General features: G+C 62.4%; 16 protein-coding genes. 9 read left to right on the forward strand and 7 right to left on the reverse strand.

Features of this window, described 5'->3' with window-relative positions; genetic code table 11:
* The first annotated feature begins 172 nt into the window (after nt 1–172).
* Genes rbfA through corA form a run of 3 tightly spaced genes read left to right on the forward strand, consistent with a single transcriptional unit; the run spans nt 173 to nt 2676 of the window.
* Complete coding sequence (gene rbfA / locus J2X35_RS01030; protein WP_310180399.1) at nt 173–583, forward strand: 30S ribosome-binding factor RbfA; 411 nt, start codon at nt 173–175, stop codon at nt 581–583.
* Nucleotides 583–1539, forward strand: a complete 957-nt coding sequence (truB, locus tag J2X35_RS01035; RefSeq protein WP_056107510.1) for a tRNA pseudouridine(55) synthase TruB — start codon at nt 583–585, stop codon at nt 1537–1539. The genes rbfA and truB overlap by 1 nt, the downstream gene beginning before the upstream one ends.
* Nucleotides 1540–1581: 42 nt before the next feature.
* A complete protein-coding gene (gene corA / locus J2X35_RS01040; protein WP_310180400.1) occupies nt 1582–2676 on the forward strand; it encodes a magnesium/cobalt transporter CorA in 1095 nt (364 codons plus the stop codon).
* Between the two features lie 258 nt (nt 2677–2934).
* Here the strand turns inward: corA and J2X35_RS01045 are convergent, their stop codons facing one another.
* Both J2X35_RS01045 and J2X35_RS01050 read right to left on the reverse strand, forming a co-directional pair.
* Nucleotides 2935–3723, reverse strand: coding sequence for a hypothetical protein (locus J2X35_RS01045; RefSeq protein ID WP_310180402.1), 789 nt, complete (start codon nt 3721–3723; stop codon nt 2935–2937).
* A 417-nt stretch (nt 3724–4140) separates the two neighbouring features.
* On the reverse strand, nt 4141–4305 hold the full coding sequence (locus tag J2X35_RS01050) for a hypothetical protein (RefSeq protein WP_310180404.1): 165 nt from the start codon (nt 4303–4305) through the stop codon (nt 4141–4143).
* A gap of 451 nt (nt 4306–4756) precedes the next feature.
* Here J2X35_RS01050 and J2X35_RS01055 point away from each other — a divergent pair, with 451 nt between their 5' ends.
* From J2X35_RS01055 to J2X35_RS01070, 4 genes are all read left to right on the forward strand, one after another.
* On the forward strand, nt 4757–6739 hold the full coding sequence (locus tag J2X35_RS01055; protein ID WP_310180406.1) for an ATP-binding protein: 1983 nt from the start codon (nt 4757–4759) through the stop codon (nt 6737–6739).
* Nucleotides 6740–6861: 122 nt separating this feature from the next.
* Complete coding sequence (gene rpsO, locus J2X35_RS01060) at nt 6862–7233, forward strand: 30S ribosomal protein S15 (protein ID WP_310180407.1); 372 nt, start codon at nt 6862–6864, stop codon at nt 7231–7233.
* A 302-nt stretch (nt 7234–7535) separates the two neighbouring features.
* A complete protein-coding gene (gene pnp, locus J2X35_RS01065) occupies nt 7536–9683 on the forward strand; it encodes a polyribonucleotide nucleotidyltransferase (protein ID WP_056107525.1) in 2148 nt (715 codons plus the stop codon).
* 148 nt (nt 9684–9831) lie between these two features.
* On the forward strand, nt 9832–10845 hold the full coding sequence (locus J2X35_RS01070; RefSeq protein WP_310180408.1) for a class I SAM-dependent methyltransferase: 1014 nt from the start codon (nt 9832–9834) through the stop codon (nt 10843–10845).
* Nucleotides 10846–10857: 12 nt separating this feature from the next.
* Here the strand turns inward: J2X35_RS01070 and J2X35_RS01075 are convergent, their stop codons facing one another.
* The 4 genes from J2X35_RS01075 to fabA form a co-directional block, all read right to left on the reverse strand.
* Complete coding sequence (locus tag J2X35_RS01075) at nt 10858–12408, reverse strand: bifunctional diguanylate cyclase/phosphodiesterase (protein ID WP_310180409.1); 1551 nt, start codon at nt 12406–12408, stop codon at nt 10858–10860.
* Between the two features lie 131 nt (nt 12409–12539).
* Nucleotides 12540–13352: an enoyl-ACP reductase FabI gene (gene fabI, locus J2X35_RS01080; protein ID WP_056107533.1), complete on the reverse strand. Its 813-nt coding sequence runs from the start codon at nt 13350–13352 to the stop codon at nt 12540–12542.
* Between the two features lie 12 nt (nt 13353–13364).
* Nucleotides 13365–14588: a beta-ketoacyl-ACP synthase I gene (gene fabB / locus J2X35_RS01085; RefSeq protein WP_310180410.1), complete on the reverse strand. Its 1224-nt coding sequence runs from the start codon at nt 14586–14588 to the stop codon at nt 13365–13367.
* 30 nt (nt 14589–14618) lie between these two features.
* Nucleotides 14619–15134, reverse strand: a complete 516-nt coding sequence (gene fabA, locus J2X35_RS01090) for a 3-hydroxyacyl-[acyl-carrier-protein] dehydratase FabA (protein WP_056115172.1) — start codon at nt 15132–15134, stop codon at nt 14619–14621.
* Nucleotides 15135–15358: 224 nt separating this feature from the next.
* Between fabA and irrA the strand changes: the two genes are divergently transcribed.
* Nucleotides 15359–15817 (forward strand): iron response transcriptional regulator IrrA, encoded by a 459-nt coding sequence (gene irrA, locus J2X35_RS01095; RefSeq protein ID WP_056107539.1) that lies wholly within the window; start codon nt 15359–15361, stop codon nt 15815–15817.
* A 54-nt stretch (nt 15818–15871) separates the two neighbouring features.
* On the opposite strand, the gene J2X35_RS01100 is transcribed toward irrA, so the two are convergent.
* Complete coding sequence (locus tag J2X35_RS01100; protein ID WP_056107542.1) at nt 15872–16423, reverse strand: SH3 domain-containing protein; 552 nt, start codon at nt 16421–16423, stop codon at nt 15872–15874.
* Nucleotides 16424–16582: 159 nt separating this feature from the next.
* Here J2X35_RS01100 and J2X35_RS01105 point away from each other — a divergent pair, with 159 nt between their 5' ends.
* A complete protein-coding gene (locus J2X35_RS01105) occupies nt 16583–17584 on the forward strand; it encodes a D-glycerate dehydrogenase (RefSeq protein ID WP_310180411.1) in 1002 nt (333 codons plus the stop codon).
* Nucleotides 17585–17661: the final 77 nt, after the last annotated feature.

Consider the following 17661-nt stretch of genomic DNA (forward strand, 5'->3'; position numbering starts at 1 on the left):
GCGTTCCTTCACCGGCGGTTTTTCCGCCGGTGAACCGACCTTGGGTTGCCTCGGCGGTTCCGAAACCGGCCTGCTTCGGCGGGAAAGTCCCCGCAGGCTATAGCCAAGTCGGCTTAACAGCGCTAAGTGCCGCCTTGCACGGTTCGAACCCGTACGAAGAAAAGAGATTTCCATGCCCAGATCGACCACGGCTGGCCCATCCCAGCGCATGCTGCGCGTTGGCGAGCAGGTGCGCCACGCCCTGTCCGAAACGCTGCAGCGCGGCGAGATTCTCGATCCGCTGATCGAGAATTCCGTCGTGTCGGTGTCGGAAGTGCGCATGTCGCCCGACCTCAAGATCGCCACGGCCTTCGTTTCGCCGCTCGGCGCGCCGGATGCGGGCGTGGTGGTCGAGGCGCTCAACAAACATTCCAAGTTCGTGCGCGGGCGGGTCTCCGGCGCGCTTCGGCAGATGAAGTACATGCCGGAATTCCGCTTCAGGCTCGACACCAGCTACGACAATTTCCAGAAGATCAACGATCTGCTGCACTCGCCCGAAGTGGCGCGGGATTTGGAAGGCAAGGACGGCGAGGACAAGGGCTGATGGGCCGCCGCGGCAAGAAGAAGGGCAGGCCGATCTCCGGCTGGCTGATCCTCGACAAGCCGGTCGGCATGGGCTCGACCGACGCCGTCGCCAAGGTCAAGTGGCTGTTCCAGGCCGAGAAGGCGGGACACGCCGGCACGCTCGATCCGCTGGCCTCCGGCATGCTGCCGATTGCGCTGGGCGAGGCGACCAAGACCGTCCCCTATGTTCAGGATGGCGCCAAGATCTATCGCTTCACCGTCGCCTGGGGCGAGGAGCGCTCGACCGACGACCTCGAAGGTCCCGTGACGAAAAGCTCCGACGCGCGGCCCTCGGAAGCGGATGTCCGCGCCCTGCTGCCGAAATACACCGGCGTCATCATGCAGACGCCGCCGCAGTTCTCGGCCATCAAGATCGCAGGCGAACGCGCCTACGATCTGGCGCGCGGCGGCGGAACGGTCGACATTCCGGCGCGGGAAATCGAGATCGGACGCCTCGATATCGTCGAACATGCCGCCGACCGGACCCTGTTCGAGATCGAGTGCGGCAAGGGCACCTATGTGCGCTCGCTCGCCCGCGACATGGGCCGCGACCTCGGCTGCTTCGGCCATATAGCGGAGTTGCGCCGGACCGAAGTCGATCCCTTCACCGCCGAGGACTTCGTCACCATCGCCGAACTCGAGGCCTGTTTGCCGCCGCCGCCGGCGGACGATGCGCCGGAGGTTCCGGCCAGCGTCCGCTTCACCGCGCTGGACGCATTCCTGGTCGACACGGTCGCCGCGCTTGACTGCCTGCCGCAGATCGCCATCAGCGATGACACGGCGGCGAAGATCCGGCTCGGCAATCCCGTCATCATCCGGGGACGCGACGCGCCGGTCGAAGCCGAGGAGGCCTGCGCCACAGTGCGCGGCCGGCTGGTGGCCATCGGCGCCATCGAGCAGGGCATGTTCAAGCCCAAACGGGTCTTTGCCGGGTGATCTCCGTCCACTAGAGTGCGGCGGCTCGCGTTGGGGGGCGGCATGGCGAAGAACGGTACCGAAAAGAAACGCGCGCGCATCAAGACGCGCCGCTCGCCCGTCGGCGCTTCGCCCGGCACGTTGATCGCCGATCCGGCGGCGCGCCGCAGCGAACTCCGGCTGACCCTCATCGCCAGCGACCGCTGCCAGGAGATCGCCAACGCCAGCCTGGACGAGCTCAACGCCGCGCGGGGCGAATGGCCGGTGGTGTGGCTGGATTGCGTCGGGCTGGCCAACATCCAGCTGATCGAACAGATCGGCAGGATCTTCGGCCTGCATCCGCTGGCGCTGGAGGATGTCGTCAACACCGGCCAGCGCTCCAAGGTCGATTTCTTCGACGACCATGCCTTCGTTGTCGTCAGCATGATCGACGACCCGGCGACCAACCGCTTCGAGCAGATATCGCTGTTCGTCGGCGAGGGATTCGTCGTCACCTTCCAGGAGCGGGAGGGCGATCCCTTCGGTCCCGTGCGCAAGCGCATCGAGGCGTCGGTGCCGAACCGGCTGCGCAACAAGGGCGCGGACTACCTCGCCTATGCCCTGACCGACGCCATCGTCGACAGCTTCTTTCCGCTGGTCGAGACCTCAAGCGATCTGCTCGACACGATCGAGGACCAGATGCTGAACCATCCCCACAAGCATCAGGTGCGGCTTCTGCACGATCAGCGGCGGCAGTCCGGGCTGATGCAGCGCACGCTTTGGGCGCTGCGCGACGCCTTGGCCGGCCTGCTGCGCAGCGACGTCGGCTACATACGCCCCGAGACGAAGGTGTATCTCAACGACACGCTCGACCATGTCATCCGGCTGATCGAACTGGTCGATACGCAGCGCGACATGACCACCGGCCTCATCGAAATGCATCTGTCTCTCAGCCAGGCGCGCACCAACGACATCATCTCCGTGCTGACCATCGTGTCGGCCATCTTCATCCCGCTGACCTTCCTGGTCGGCGTCTGGGGCATGAACTTCGACCCCGACGCCTCGCCCTGGAACATGCCGGAACTGCGCGCCTACTACGGCTATCCGGCGGCGCTGGTCTTCATGGCCACGGTGGCGGTGGGGCTGGTGGCCTTCTTCAAATGGAAGAAATGGCTGTAGCGGGGCGGGCGGAAGCCGGGGCGGCGGCTGCTTTCTTCTCCTGATGCCGGAGACCAATTGGACATGGTCGCGCACCCCCACCCCTAACCCCTCCCCACAAGGGGGAGGGGGACTTTGCGGCCGCGCCACAGTGTGCCGACGTGGGCGAATTTTGCCGAGACATCGGTGTCAGCGTCTCCCTCCCCCTTGTGGGGAGGGGTAGGGGTGGGGGTGAGCCGCCATGTGCGACTGCCCCGACAGGATGACCGGCGTCGCCCGTCACGACGTATCGGCCGGCCGCTCCAGCGCCCACCAGCCGAGCGCGTGGGCCTGCGCCAGCACTGACTGCACCGCGCCGCCGGCCAGCGAACTGCCGGGCGGACGGCCGGGCCTGAGCGGCCAGCGAAACCGCATCCTGTCTTGCGCGCCCACGGCGACGCCGATCCTGTCTTGTGCGCCTGCGGCGACGTGGCTCTGCCCGGCTTCGAAAGCCGCCCGCCGCGCCTGCCAGCGGGCGAAGCGCAGCGCCTGGCCGGGCAGATCGTCCAGCGCGCGGCTGACCGCCGCCAGCCGCAATCTCAGCCGCGTGGCGTCGAGAAGGTCGCCGGGCGCGGCCGGCAAGGCAAGCGCCGGCCTCGGCTGCGTCGAACCGACAATCCAAAGGCGCGGAACGGCCGCCTGCGCCACCCGCGCGCGGCGGAACGGATATGTTGGCGGATCGAGGAGCGGCAGAGCGAGCCGCGACAAAGCAGGGCGGACCGCCGGTTGCACCGGCATTCGCGGCATGAACTGACGAAGCCGCCGCGCGCCAGCCTTTTGCAGTGAAGCAGGGATGCTTTCACGCGCCTGCGCAGCCAGCGCGATCGTCTCCTTTTCGCGCATCTGCGGCGTCGCGGCCAGCGCGATGATCAGCCGCCGCGTGGCCGACTCCGCCGGGCGCAGCAGCCGCAACACCGCACGATGCAGATGGCGCGGCAGCGCGCCGTTCCCGGCGACCATGGCGAGAAGCGAGACGAGAATGCGCCTCAGCGCCGCCGCGTTCCACTCGATTCCCGCTTGTGCATCCATCCGCCGCTCCTTTCGCGCGGCGGGATTATCGCAGGGGCAGGGAGGTGCGTGGACAAAGGGAAGGGGGTTTGTGTCAGGCTCCCTTCTCGCAAGAGGGCAACCGCATATGGTAGTGCACCCCCCACCCCTAACCCCTCCCCACAAGGGGGAGGGAGACTTCGCGGCAGCGCTATAGCCGTCAGCGTTGGTGATGTTTGGCGAAACGTTGATGTCGGCGTCTCCCTCCCCCTTGTGGGGAGGGGACAGGGGTGGGGGTGCTGGCCCGTTAAAAATTCCACAAGCGATAGCCTGCCGAATTGAGGTCGGACGAGGTGTTACAGCATGGTGCTCCGTCCAACACCCCTCATCCGTCGCCATTTCCGGGCTCACTGCGTGAGCTCGGGGCGACACCTTCTCCCACAAGGGGAGAAGGGAGGCTTATGCCCGCCGCCGCGTCGCCGACTCCGCTGGCCTGAGCAGCCGCAGCACGGCGCGATGCAGATGGCGCGGCAGCGCGCCGTTCCCGGCGGCCATGGCGACAAGCGAGACGACGATGCGCTTCAGCGCCGCCACGTTCCAATCGATTGCCGCCTGTGCATCCATCCTGCGCGCCCTTTCGCGCGGCGGGATTATCGCAGGGGCGGGGAGGGTGGTGGATAATGGGGGAGGACTTTGTGTCAGGCTGCCTTCTCGCTAGAGGGCAATCGCATATGACAATGCACCCCCACCCCTAACCCCTCCCCCCAAGGGGGAGGGGGGCTTCGCTGCAGCGCTACAGCCCGTCAGCGTTGATGATGTTTGGCGATACGTTGATGTCGGCATCTCCCTCCCCCTTGTGGGGAGGGGACAGGGGTGGGGGTGCTCAAAAAATATGCTATTCATTCGAAGACAATCTGCGGTCTGAACAGACACGCCTAGCGGGAAGGGCTAGGCAAGTGCATGATGGTGTTGAAACCGCTCCAGACCTTCCACGCAAGTTGCAGCAACGACCTCGATTGTTCCGACAATTCCATTGGTTTTGGTTATAGTTCAGCAACGGGTGGGATTAATCGAAATGGCTGTGATAGCGGGCACAAGCAGTAATTGGCGAAATGATCCAGCCGGCAGGATCAATAATATATCCTTGGCGCCTAACCAAAAGAATACGTTGTTCCCACTTTTCGAGGCGGTCATGAACTCAATCCAAGCGATTGAGGAACGCTTTGGCCGGGATCACATTTCATCCGGCCATATTCGCGTAACGATCGTTCGAGGAGAGAATGGCGACTGCATCGGTTTTAGGGTGGAGGACAACGGAATTGGGTTCAACCATCAAAACCTAGGTTCATTCGTTAAAATGGATTCGCAGAAGAAGGTGCTAATTGGCGGCAAGGGAGTTGGTCGCCTTTTGTGGTTGAAAGTTGCCGATGCTGTTCATATCGAAAGTACTTTTGCCGACGTCGATACCATAAGCCGTGTTAATTTTGATTTTTGTCTCGATGATCCAATAAAAAACATCACTTATTCAAATGGAGCAACTGTCGAGAGCATTGGAACCGCTGTAGATTTGTCTCCTTATAAAGAGATATACGCTAAATCCATACCGCGCAAAGCTAGCACAATTGCGAGCCGAGTGCTCGCCCATTTCATTAGCTATTTCGTGAATATCAGCCAGCCTAAGATCGAGATTTTCGACGACGCTGAGACCATTGATCTGTTCGATCAATTCACATCATCGACCGAACGCGATCACGACTTTAAGTTCTCGCTGGAGCTCTCCGAAGGCAAATTTGAGTTCGTTTGCCACTGCTTCTTGCTTCCAAAATCGATTTCTGACGATGAGAAAAGTACCAACGCGCTATATCTGGGCGCCGACGGTCGAGCCGTCAAACGCTATGAGATGGATGCAGTCCTAGGTATGAAAGCCCTTGACGGCAAACATGCGTTTCTGGGCTACGTCGAGTCCGAAGTTCTGAACAAAACGGCTAACGATACGCGCACCGAGTTTTCGCTCTCTGATGACGACCTGAATCTAGTCGTTGACGCGGCTAAGGCGAAAGCCAAGGAATTCCTTAAACCGGAGATAGACGAAATCCGCGAGCGGCAGCAAAAAGTGGTCGCAGCACTTCGGATAGAACACCCGCGGTTTCTCAGCGTGGCGCGAAACCCTGAGGAGTTTGCCAGCAAGCTCCACCTCTCCACGCAAAAGGAGGAAGAGGTCTTCGTCGAATTGTCGCGACAGTCTCTGAGGCAGTACAAGCGGCGTAAGAATGGCTTTTTGTCATCAATCAAAAAAAAGCTGCCGGATATTTCAGATAAAGCGCAGGAATACGTGGCTGGTCTCCAAAGTGAGTCCGTCTCATCGCTTGCCGAGTATGTAATGAAACGGAAGATGATCTTGGAGGTATTCGAGGAAAGCCTAAAGTACAACGATATCCAGGACAAGAAATCTGATTATGAAGATACGATACACGACATTATCTGTCCGCTAAAATCTACGTCAGACGATCTCGATTACGAAGACCATAACCTATGGATCATCGACGACCGCCTCGCCTTCTTCTCTTATTTTAACTCTGATAAGCAGATGAAGTCGCAGATCGCGCAGCCGGACAATCCGCTCGACCGTCCTGACCTTTCGGTCTTCGATCTCGGGTTAGGTTTTCAAAATAGCGATCTGTCGCAGCCGATCACCATCATCGAGTTTAAGCGGCCGAAGCGCGACGACTACACTCTTGAAAAAAATCCAATTACTCAAGTGCGCAAGTATGTGAAGGATATGCGGAAGTCAGGAGAAGCCATCAAGTATGATGGGACACCCTTGCGGCAAATTGCCGATACGACACCGTTTGTCTGCCACATCGTCGCCGATGTCACGCCATCACTTCGATCTGCGATGCATGACCTAGGCCCATTCCACCAGAAGGTAGGGTCGGGCACTTGGTACCGATGGGACGACGCCTACAATATCTTCATTGAGATTTCGTCGTTCAAGGACGTTCTAGATTCAGCGAAGCTCCGTAATAAGGCTTTTTTCGAGAGGATCGGATTGTCATAGGTCGCATCGACGGATCGAACGTTCGCCGACATCGCTCCTCATTTAAAAGCGACAACCCTCACCTGAAGTTCATCCCATCCACCCCCCACCCCCCACTAGCTATTCGCCCCAAATTCCACTATATGCGCCGCAGATCGTGCCTCTGCGCGATCCACACCGGCCCCCGCTGGACGACATCCCGGCCGTGGGCGTCCCGTTTCCTCCCTTCAGAAAGGAAAAGCACGATGTCGATTACTGCCGAACGCAAGATGGAATTGATGGGCGAGTTTGCCACCGTCAAGGGCGACACCGGGTCGCCCGAGGTGCAGGTCGCCATCCTTTCGGAGCGTATCAAGAACCTGACCGAGCACTTCAAGGACCACAAGAAGGATAACCATTCCCGCCGTGGTCTGCTCGCCCTCGTCTCCCAGCGCCGCAGCCTGCTTGATTATCTCAAGCGCAAGGATGACGCGCGCTACCAGACGCTGATCGACAAGCTCGGCCTGCGTCGCTGACGAAAACCGACCGGCGGACCCTCCCTCGAGGGTCCGCCGGTCGCGCATTCGGGGCCCGTTCACGCGGGACCCAGACCATGCCGGCGCATCCCGCCGGCAAACCGGTTCGCCAGCAGAGGGCTGTGCGAACCGCCCATGGACGGTCATGGGGCAGGATTGCAGGACGCTCGACCCGGCGCATCGTCGCCGCCAACGCCGAGCCTCCCGTTGTCTTGCCCGTGGCTGCCCGCAAAAAGGAAGCCAGGAACGGGCGTCGCGCATTGGAAAATTGCGCGGCCCTTTCCGCATAGGAAGGACAAGACATGTTCAACGAACACAAAGTGGAAATCGAATGGGCTGGGCGTCCGCTCATCCTCGAGACCGGCAAGATCGCCCGCCAGGCCGACGGCGCCGTGCTGGCCACCTATGGCGAGACCGTGGTGCTGGCCACCGTCGTCTCGGCCAAGGAGCCGAAGCCGGGCTTCGATTTCTTCCCGCTGACCGTCAACTACCAGGAAAAGACCTACGCCGCCGGCAAGATTCCGGGCGGCTATTTCAAGCGTGAAGGCCGTCCGAGCGAGAAGGAGACGCTGGTCTCGCGCCTCATCGACCGCCCGATCCGCCCGCTCTTCGCCGACGGCTACAAGAACGACACGCAGGTCGTCGTGACCGTCGTGCAGCATGACCTCGAAAACGATCCGGACATCCTGTCGATCGTCGCCACGAGCGCCGCGCTGACGCTGTCCGGCGTGCCCTTCATGGGCCCGATCGGCGGCGCCCGCGTCGGCTACATCAACGGCGAATACGTGCTCAACCCGCATGTCGACGAGATGCAGGAATCGAAGCTCGACCTCGTCGTCGCCGGCACCTCGGAAGCCGTGCTGATGGTCGAGTCGGAAGCGAAGGAACTGGGCGAGGAACTGATGCTCGGCGCCGTCATGTTCGGCCACAAGGGCTTCCAGCCGGTGATCGACGCGATCATCAAGCTGGCCGAGGTCGCGGCCAAGGAGCCGCGCGATTTCACCTCGCCGGACTATTCGAAGCTCGAGGGCGAGATGCTCAAGATCGTCGAAGGCGAGCTGCGCGACGCCTACAAGATCACCGACAAGCAGCAGCGCTACGCCGCCGTCGACGCGGTCAAGGCCAAGGTCAAGGCTGCGTTCGCAGCACCGGAGGGCGAGGAAGCCGAATACTCTTCCGAGCAGGTCGGCGCGGTGTTCAAGGAGCTGCAGGCCAAGATCGTCCGCTGGAACATCCTCGACACCTCCTCGCGCATCGACGGCCGCGATCTCAAGACCGTGCGCAAGATCGTCTCGGAAGTCGGCATCCTGCCGCGCACCCACGGTTCGGCGCTGTTCACCCGCGGCGAGACGCAGGCGATTGTCGTCGCCACGCTCGGCACCGGCGAGGACGAGCAGTATGTCGACAGCCTGACCGGCATGTACAAGGAGAAGTTCCTTCTCCATTACAACTTCCCTCCCTATTCGGTCGGTGAAACCGGCCGCATGGGTTCGCCGGGCCGCCGCGAGATCGGCCACGGCAAGCTGGCCTGGCGCGCCATCCGCCCGATGCTGCCGTCCGCCGAGCAGTTCCCCTACACGCTGCGCGTCGTCTCGGAGATCACCGAGTCCAACGGTTCGTCCTCGATGGCCACCGTCTGCGGCACCTCGCTGGCTCTGATGGATGCCGGCGTTCCGCTGGCCAAGCCCGTCGCCGGCATCGCCATGGGCCTGATCAAGGAAGGCGAGCGCTACGCCGTGCTGTCCGACATTCTCGGCGACGAGGATCACCTCGGCGACATGGACTTCAAGGTCGCCGGCACGGCTGGCGGCATCACCTCGCTGCAGATGGACATCAAGATCGACGGCATCACCGAAGAGATCATGAAGGTCGCGCTCGGCCAGGCCAAGGACGGCCGCCTGCACATCCTCGGCGAGATGGCGAACGCGATTTCCGAGGGCCGTCAGGAACTCGGCGAGTTCGCGCCGCGCATCGAGGTCATGCACATCCCGACCGACAAGATCCGCGACGTCATCGGCTCGGGCGGCAAGGTCATCCGCGAAATCGTCGAAAAGACCGGCGCCAAGATCAACATCGAGGACGACGGCACGGTCAAGATCGCATCGTCCAACGCCAAGGAGATCGAGGCGGCGAAGAAGTGGATCCACACCATCGTGGCCGAGCCGGAAGTCGGCGAGATCTACGAGGGCACGGTCGTCAAGACCGCCGACTTCGGCGCGTTCGTCAACTTCTTCGGCCCGCGCGACGGCCTCGTCCACATCTCGCAGCTCGCCGGCGAGCGCGTCCAGAAGACCACCGACGTGGTCAAGGAAGGCCAGAAGGTCTGGGTCAAGCTGATGGGCTTCGACGAGCGCGGCAAGGTCCGCCTGTCGATGAAGGTCGTCGACCAGGAGACCGGCAAGGAGATCGCCCGCGACAAGAAGCAGGACGGCGAAGAAGACGCCGCCTGATCAGCGCTTACCCGCCCCCTTGTGGGGAGGGTCGCGAACGTAGTGAGCGGGGTGGGGGTGGCAGCACCCCCACCCCGTCTTGCAATCTGCGCTTTGCTTCGATTGCTCGACGATCCTCCCCACAAGGGGGAGGGTGGAGATCGCCGCCATGATTTCGGATGTCCTGAAAACCCTTTTTCATCCCTTCGAAACGGAGATGCTGGAAGCGCCCGCCGAAGGCGCGCGCACCCTCTTCCTCGGCGCCGAACCCGGCTTTCATCTACCGGAAGGATGGGGCGGTGCGATTGACGCCGTACAGGGCTTTCGTCCCGACTTTCTCGCGCTCGAGCGGGCTGGTCATACGGTGACTCCGCGCGCCGAGGGAACGGGCTACGACATGGCCTTGATCCTCGCCGGACGGCATCGCGGCCAGAACGAATTGCGCATAGCCGAAGCGATGGAGCGCACGGCGGCGGGCGCGTTGATCGTTGTCGCCGGCGGCAAGGATGATGGGATCGCCAGCCTGCGCAAGCGATTGGGCGAATTGATCGAGGTTGAAGGCTCGCTGCCGAAATATCACGGCATCGCCTTCTGGTCCCGCGTCCCGGCGGACGCTGCCTCTGTGACGAAACCTCTGCGCGCCGCCAATCCGGCGCTGCTTGTCGAAGGCCGCTTTCATACCGCGCCCGGCATGTTTTCCTTCGACCGGATCGATCCGGGGTCGAGGCTGCTGGCGGAAAACATGCCGAAACTGTCGGGGCAGGTGGCCGACTTCTGCGCCGGCTGGGGCTATCTGTCGGCGGAAATCCTGCGTCGATTTCCCGAAATCCCTGCTCTCGACCTTTATGAGGCGGACTATGACGCGCTGGAGGCGGCAAAGGCCAATATCCGCCCGGCCAGGTTCCAGCCGGGTTTTTTCTGGACCGATTTGCTGCGGGAACAGGTCACGCGCCGCTACGACGCCATCGTCATGAACCCGCCTTTCCACCGCGGCCGCGCGACGGAACCGGAAATCGGCGCCGGCATGATCCGCGCTGCGGCGAAGGCGCTGAAAGGCGGCGGCAGGCTGGTGATGGTCGCCAACCGGCGGCTTCCCTATGAGGCTGTGGTGTCCGCGAGCTTTGCGAACTGCGCCGAGATCGCGGGGGACTCCAGCTTCAAGGTGCTGACCGCGCGGCGTTGATGCTGGCGTAGGTTAGTGCAGGTTGGCGACCCGCGGCAGCCGTGCGGGGTAGGGCGTGTATGACTGCTCGGCCTCGATGGGCAGCGGAGCCGGCTCGCCGAACAAAAAGCCCTGGACGACGTCGCACCCCGCCGCCCTGAGCAGCGTGGCCTGTCTTTCGGTTTCGACGCCTTCCGCGATGATGCTGACCCCGAGCGCCCGCGATAGACCGACAATGGTCGACACCACGGCTCCCGAATTGGCGTCCGACTCCATGCGGCTGACGAAGGAGCGGTCGATCTTGAGCTTGCTGAATGAGAAATCGATCAGATAGCTCAGGTTCGAATAGCCGGTGCCGAAGTCGTCGACGGCAACCGAAACCCCCATATCCGACAATTCCTTGAAGATGATCGCGGCGCGGTCGCGGTCCTGCACCATCGCGGTTTCGGTCACTTCCAGCTCAAGCCGCGATGGCTTGATGCCGGTACTGTCCATCGTTGCACGCACGAACTGGACGAAATCCCTGTTCATGAACTGGACGGGCGAGATGTTCACGGCCACGAAACAATCGTCGGGCAGTTGGCGTGCGTCGATGCAAGCCTTGCGCAGAACCCATTCGCCGATAGGACCGATCATGCCGGTTTCCTCGGCGATCGGAATGAACTCCATCGGCGGGATCATGCCTCGTTCGGGATGGTTCCAGCGGATGAGCGCTTCGTAGCCGACGATGTTGCCACGGAGCAGATCGAGTTGCGGCTGGTAGTAAAGTTCGAAATCGCCGCGGTCGAAGGCAGTCTTCAGCTCGGACTCGACCCATTGCCGGTAGTCCGCCACCCGCCCCATGTCGGGATCGAACACCGCCCAGTTGCCGGAGCCGCTGCTCCGCGCATATTGCAGCGCCAGGTTCGAACGCCGCAGGATCAGAGTCGGATCTAGCCCGTCCTTCGGCATGGCGACGATTCCGATTGAAACGCTGATCGTCTGCAGATGCGATTTCAGCTGGTAAGGCTGCTTCAACCGCTCGATCAGCATGTCGAGCAGCGTGTCCAGAGAACCCGGTATCTTCTCGTCGTGGAGCAATACGGCGAATTCGCCGGCGCCCAGGCGTCCGATCAGCGCACCTTCCGGCGCCAGGCTTTTCAACCGCTCGACGAAAAGGCGGATCAGCTCGTCGCCGGCGCTGTAGCCTATGCTGTCGTTGATCGGCTTGAAGCGGTCTATGTCGATATCCACCAGGAAGACCGGCTTGCCGGACCTGATGGTGGCCGATGCGGCCCCGGCGACCTGTCCGACCATGGCGGTGCGTGTCAGCACGCCGGTCATCTTGTCGAAATGGGTTTCCTTGAACACATAGTCGGCGGATTCATCGACGCCGGCGAAGAAGGACATGGCCGCGGTCGCCGCCGTCAGGGCGCACAGCGCCGCGATGACGCCGCCGATCGTCTGCACCGGCATCAGGGCCATATCGCCGCCCAGCCCGATATGCAGGCCCCACAGGCCCAGAATGAAGCTGCCAAAGCCAGAGCTGGCTATGGTCAACAGCCTGAAAGTCGGCGTGCGATTCGGATTGCCCGTCGCTGACATTGTCCCGCAAGTCCCCAAGTTCCGGGAATTGCTACAGGAAATCCCCTTAAAATGGCTTTCCGCCATTCCGTCGAATTTTATGAGACCGGGCTTAAATTCGGAAATTGTAGTTCAAACGTCTGATTTGCGACCTATTCGCGGCCGCCATCGGTCCGTTTGAGCTCGTCCAGCGTCGGCATCGACACGATGTGATAGCCGGAATCGACATAGTGGATTTCGCCCGTCACGCCCGATGACAGACCCGACAGCAGGTACAGCGCGGAGTTACCCACCTCGTCGATGGTGACGGTGCGCCGCAGCGGCGAATTGCGCTGCTGGTAGCTGAACATGTGCCGCGCATCGGCGATGCCGGCGCCAGCCAGCGTACGCACCGGCCCGGCCGAAATGCCGTTCACGCGGATGCCGCGCGGACCGTAGTCATTGGCGAGGTAGCGGACACTGGCTTCGAGGCCCGCCTTGGCGACGCCCATCACATTGTAATTGGGCATCACCCGCACCGAACCGGCATAGGTCAGCGTAATCATCGAGCCGCCGTTTTTCATCAAGGCGGCGGCGTGCCGGGCAATCTCGGTGAAGGAGTAGCAGGAGATCACCATTGTGCGGACGAAATTGTCGCGCGTGGTATCGGCGTAGAGGCCCTTCAGCTCGTTCCTGTCGGAAAAGCCGATGGCGTGGACGATGAAGTCGAGTCCGCCCCAGTGCTGGTTCAGCGCTTCGAACATCACCGCCACGGAGTTGCTGTCCTCGACGTCGCAGGGCACGATCAGCGACGCGTTCACCTGCTCGGCCAGGGGAATCACGCGGCGGCCGAAAGCCTCGCCCTGGTAGGAGAAGGCGAGGTCCGCGCCTTGTTCGGCGAGCTTCTTGGCGATGCCCCAGGCGATGGAATGATCGTTGGCGACCCCCATGACGAGGCCGCGCTTGCCTTTCATCAGTGCTTCCATGGCAAGTGGTCCTTATGCCGAATAGCGCTGGAAAACGAGCGTCGCGTTGGTGCCTCCGAATCCGAAGGAATTGGAGAGCGCCGTATCGATCCTGGCGTTGTCGATGCGCTTGCGCACGATCGGCATGCCTTCGAATTCCGGATCGAGGTTTTCGATATGGGCGCTCTCGCCGATGAAGCCGCCCTGCATCATCAGGATCGAATAGATCGATTCCTGCACGCCGGCGGCGCCGAGCGAATGGCCGGTCAAGGATTTGGTTGAGGTTATGTTCGGCATCTTGTCGCCGAACACCTCGCGAATGGCACCCATCTCCTTGGAATCGCCAACCGGCGTGGAAGTTCCATGGGTGTTGATGTAATCCACCGGGCCCTTCACGGTCGCCAGCGCCTGCCGCATGCAGCGGATCGCGCCTTCGCCCGACGGGGCAACCATGTCGTAGCCGTCCGAGGTCGCGCCATAGCCGACGATCTCGGCGTGGATCTTGGCGCCGCGCGCCTTGGCGTGCTCAAGCTCTTCCAGCACCAGCACACCGGCGCCGCCGGCGATGACGAAGCCGTCGCGGCTGACGTCATAGGCGCGCGAAGCGGTCGGAGGCGTGTCGTTGTGCTTGGAAGACATGGCGCCCATGGCGTCGAACAGGTTCGACATCGTCCAGTCGAGATCCTCGTGGCCACCGGCGAACATGATGTCCTGCTTGCCCCACTGGATCATCTCGGCGGCATTGCCGATGCAATGCGCCGAGGTCGAGCAGGCGGACGAGATCGAATAGTTGACGCCGTGGATCTTGAACCAGGTCGCCAGCGTCGCCGACGCGGTCGACGACATGGCCTTCGGCACCGCGAACGGGCCGATGCGCTTGGGGCTGTTGTTCTTGCGCGTGATGTCGGCGGCCTCGACGATCGTGTGAGTGGAGGGACCGCCCGAACCCATGATGATGCCGGTGCGCTCATTGCCGGAGATGTCGCTCTCCTCGAGACCGGAATCGGCGATCGCCTGCTTCATGGCGACGTGGTTCCACATGCCGCCCTGCGACAGGAAGCGCGCTGCGCGGCGATCGACCAGATCGGTAGGATCGAGCGTCGGCGCCCCCCACACCTGGCAGCGGAAGCCGTGTTCGGCGAAGGATTCGGACCGGGTGATGCCCGACTTCGCATCGCGCAGCGAAGCCATAACCTCGCCGGCATCGTTGCCGATGGACGACACGATGCCGAGGCCCGTTACTACGACTCGTCTCATGCTGCGCTCCTCGTGAAATGGTCGCGGCCGTCAGGCGGCCGACTGCTTGGACAAGCCGACCTTGAGGTCGGTTGCCGCGTATATGGGTTCGCCATCCGCCTTGAGCCAGCCATCGGCGATGCCCAGCACCAGACGCCCGCGCATAACGCGCTTGAAATCGACGCCATATTCCACCTTCTTGACCGAAGGCGTGACCATGCCCTTGAACTTCACTTCGCCGGTCGAAAGCGCCATGCCCTTGCCGGGTTCGCCGAGCCAGCCGAGGTAGAAGCCGGTCAACTGCCACATGGCGTCGAGGCCGAGGCAGCCGGGCATGATCGGGTTGCCGATGAAATGACAGGGAAAGAACCAAAGGTCCGGCTTGATGTCGAATTCGGCGCGGATGAAGCCCTTGTCGAAGGCGCCGCCGGTCTCGCTGATTTCGGTGATGCGGTCGAACATCAGCATCGGCGGATAGGGAAGCTGTGCATTGCCCGGCCCGAACAGTTCGCCGCGCGCACATGCAAGCAGCTCTTCATAGTCGTAGCTGGATTTTGCAACCGCCATCAGCGTCTTCCCCGTCATGCTTCGGGCGTGGTGCGCCCTTGTCCCTTGGCTGTCGTAACACAGTCTGCCGGGCGCGGAAAACCGCCGCCGCGTCGAACGGAGGCTGTACCGCGACCTTTCCCACGGGTCAATGCGCGCTATTGATCGCATCCCGCCGACAGAATATATGTCCGGATGCGCCTGGCGTCTGCTTTTCGCCGGATTTCCGTCGTTCAGGAGGCGCAATGAGGAGGTATGGGTTGAAAACCCAGGTGGATTCGAGTGCCCGGAGCGAAGCGGTGTCGGTAGCGAAAAGGGTCAGGGAGGCCGGTCTGCGGCCTACGCGTCAGCGCATCGCGCTGGCCGATCTGCTGTTCGCCAAGGGCGACCGCCACCTTGCGGCCGAGGAGCTTCACGAAGAGGCTCTGGCGGCCGGCGTGCCTGTGTCGCTGGCCACCGTCTACAACGCGCTGCACCAGTTCACCCAGGCAGGGCTTCTGCGCATCCTGGCTGTCGAAGGCGCAAAGACCTATTTCGACACCAACACCTCGGACCATCACCATTTCTATATCGAAGGCGAGAACCGGATATTCGACATATCGGGCGGCCCCGTGCAGGTCACGAACCTGCCGCAGGCGCCCGAAGGCATGGAAATCGCCAATGTCGATATCATTGTGAGATTGCGGCCGCGCCGTCCGGTTTGACGGCTCCGTTCAAGGCGTGAGCGGCGTAAGTTCGCCGACCTCGGGCCCCAAGCCTCAATCCTTGACCAACTCTCCCGGATAGGCGCCCCAGACCAGCGACTGGCTGAGCCAGCCCGTGTGTCCGCCCAGCACCATCTCGCACCACTGTCCGTCGCAGGACTTGATCCTGCCGATCACGCCCGGCTCGACCACCGCGACGACCGCGGCGTTCTTGTCCTTGTCGTCCAGCAGGTTGATCTGGGTTTTGTCGCCGCGCTGCCACGGCGCGATGATTGCCGTGCGCTTGCCCGAGAGGAGCGACTGGTTGATCCAGCCTTCCGAGCCGTCGGCATCGCGCACCCGCCGCCAGGTGTCGTATTCCTGGACGATCTCCATCGGCAGGCCGGCCTTGGTGTACATCCAGTCGACCGAATAATTGACGCCGGGGCCGACCCGCGAATTGACGCGCGCCGATTTCAGGCTGACGAAACGGGGCAGGGGCAGGCCGCTGGGACCGAGCGTCACGCTCTGCGCCGCAGCGCTCTGGGCGGAAGCCTGCGGTGAAATCAGGATCGCCCCGAGAAGGGCAGCGCACGTTGCCAGGCGAAGCGACGCGAAAGCGGACACTGTATTTCCCTCGTCATGCGCCGCAGCCCGTGGCCCGGCGCCCCTTTTTCTTTGTCTTCGGCGGTCGCGCTTGTTACATGAGACTGGGAGGCGCAACCGATTTGCAGTTTCGCCTGTCTTGGTTAAAGAGGTCTCAACAGACCCGCATCGAGGGCAGGAATGGCCGGCAAAAAGAAACCTCTGGTCGTCATCACGCGCAAGCTGCCTGACCCGGTCGAAACGCGGATGCGCGAGCTGTTCGATGCGCGGCTGAATGTCGACGACCGGCCGATGACGCAGCCCGAGCTTGTGGCGGCGGTCAAGGAGGCGGACGTTCTCGTCCCGACAGTCACCGACAATATCGACGCCGCCTTGATCGCCCAGGCTGGCGAGAACCTGAAGCTGATCGCCAATTTCGGCAACGGCGTCGACAAGATCGATGTCAGCGCCGCCGCCAAGAAGGGCATTACCGTCACCAACACGCCAAACGTGCTGACCGAGGACACGGCCGACATGACCATGGCGCTGATGCTGGCGGTGCCGCGCCGGCTGGCGGAAGGCGCCAACGTGCTTGCCGGCGACAAGAAATGGGCGGGCTGGTCGCCGACCTGGATGCTCGGCCGCCGCATCTGGGGCAAGCGCCTCGGCATTGTCGGCATGGGTCGCATCGGCACGGCGGTGGCGCGGCGCGCCAAGGCCTTCGGCCTGTCGATCCACTATCACAACCGCCATCGCGTCCTGCCGGCGGTGGAGGACGAGCTGGAAGCCACCTATTGGGAAAGCCTCGACCAGATGCTGGCCCGCATGGACATCATCTCGGTCAATTGTCCTTCGACCCCTGCGACGTTTCATCTGCTGTCGGCGCGGCGGCTGGCGCTGATGCAGCCCACCGCCTATCTCGTCAACACGGCGCGCGGCGACATCATCGACGAGGAGTCGTTGGTGAAGCTCATCCAGGACAGCAAGATCGCCGGCGCCGGCCTGGACGTTTACGAGCACGAGCCGGCGCTGAACACCAAGCTGCTCAAGCTCGCCAACAAGGGCAAGGTGGTGCTTTTGCCGCATATGGGTTCGGCCACGCTGGAGGGCCGCATCGACATGGGCGAGAAGGTCATCATCAACATCCGCGCCTTCTTCGACGGCCACCGCCCGCCCGATCGGGTCTTGCCGCTTCGAACCTAGGCCGGTTGTTCGCCTGGAACTCTTCGCTACCCGTCGTCATTGCCGGAATAGATGTCCAGCTCAAGTTTGATATTGCG

It is taken from the genome of Mesorhizobium sp. BE184 (assembly GCF_031457045.1).
Lineage (GTDB): Bacteria > Pseudomonadota > Alphaproteobacteria > Rhizobiales > Rhizobiaceae > Mesorhizobium.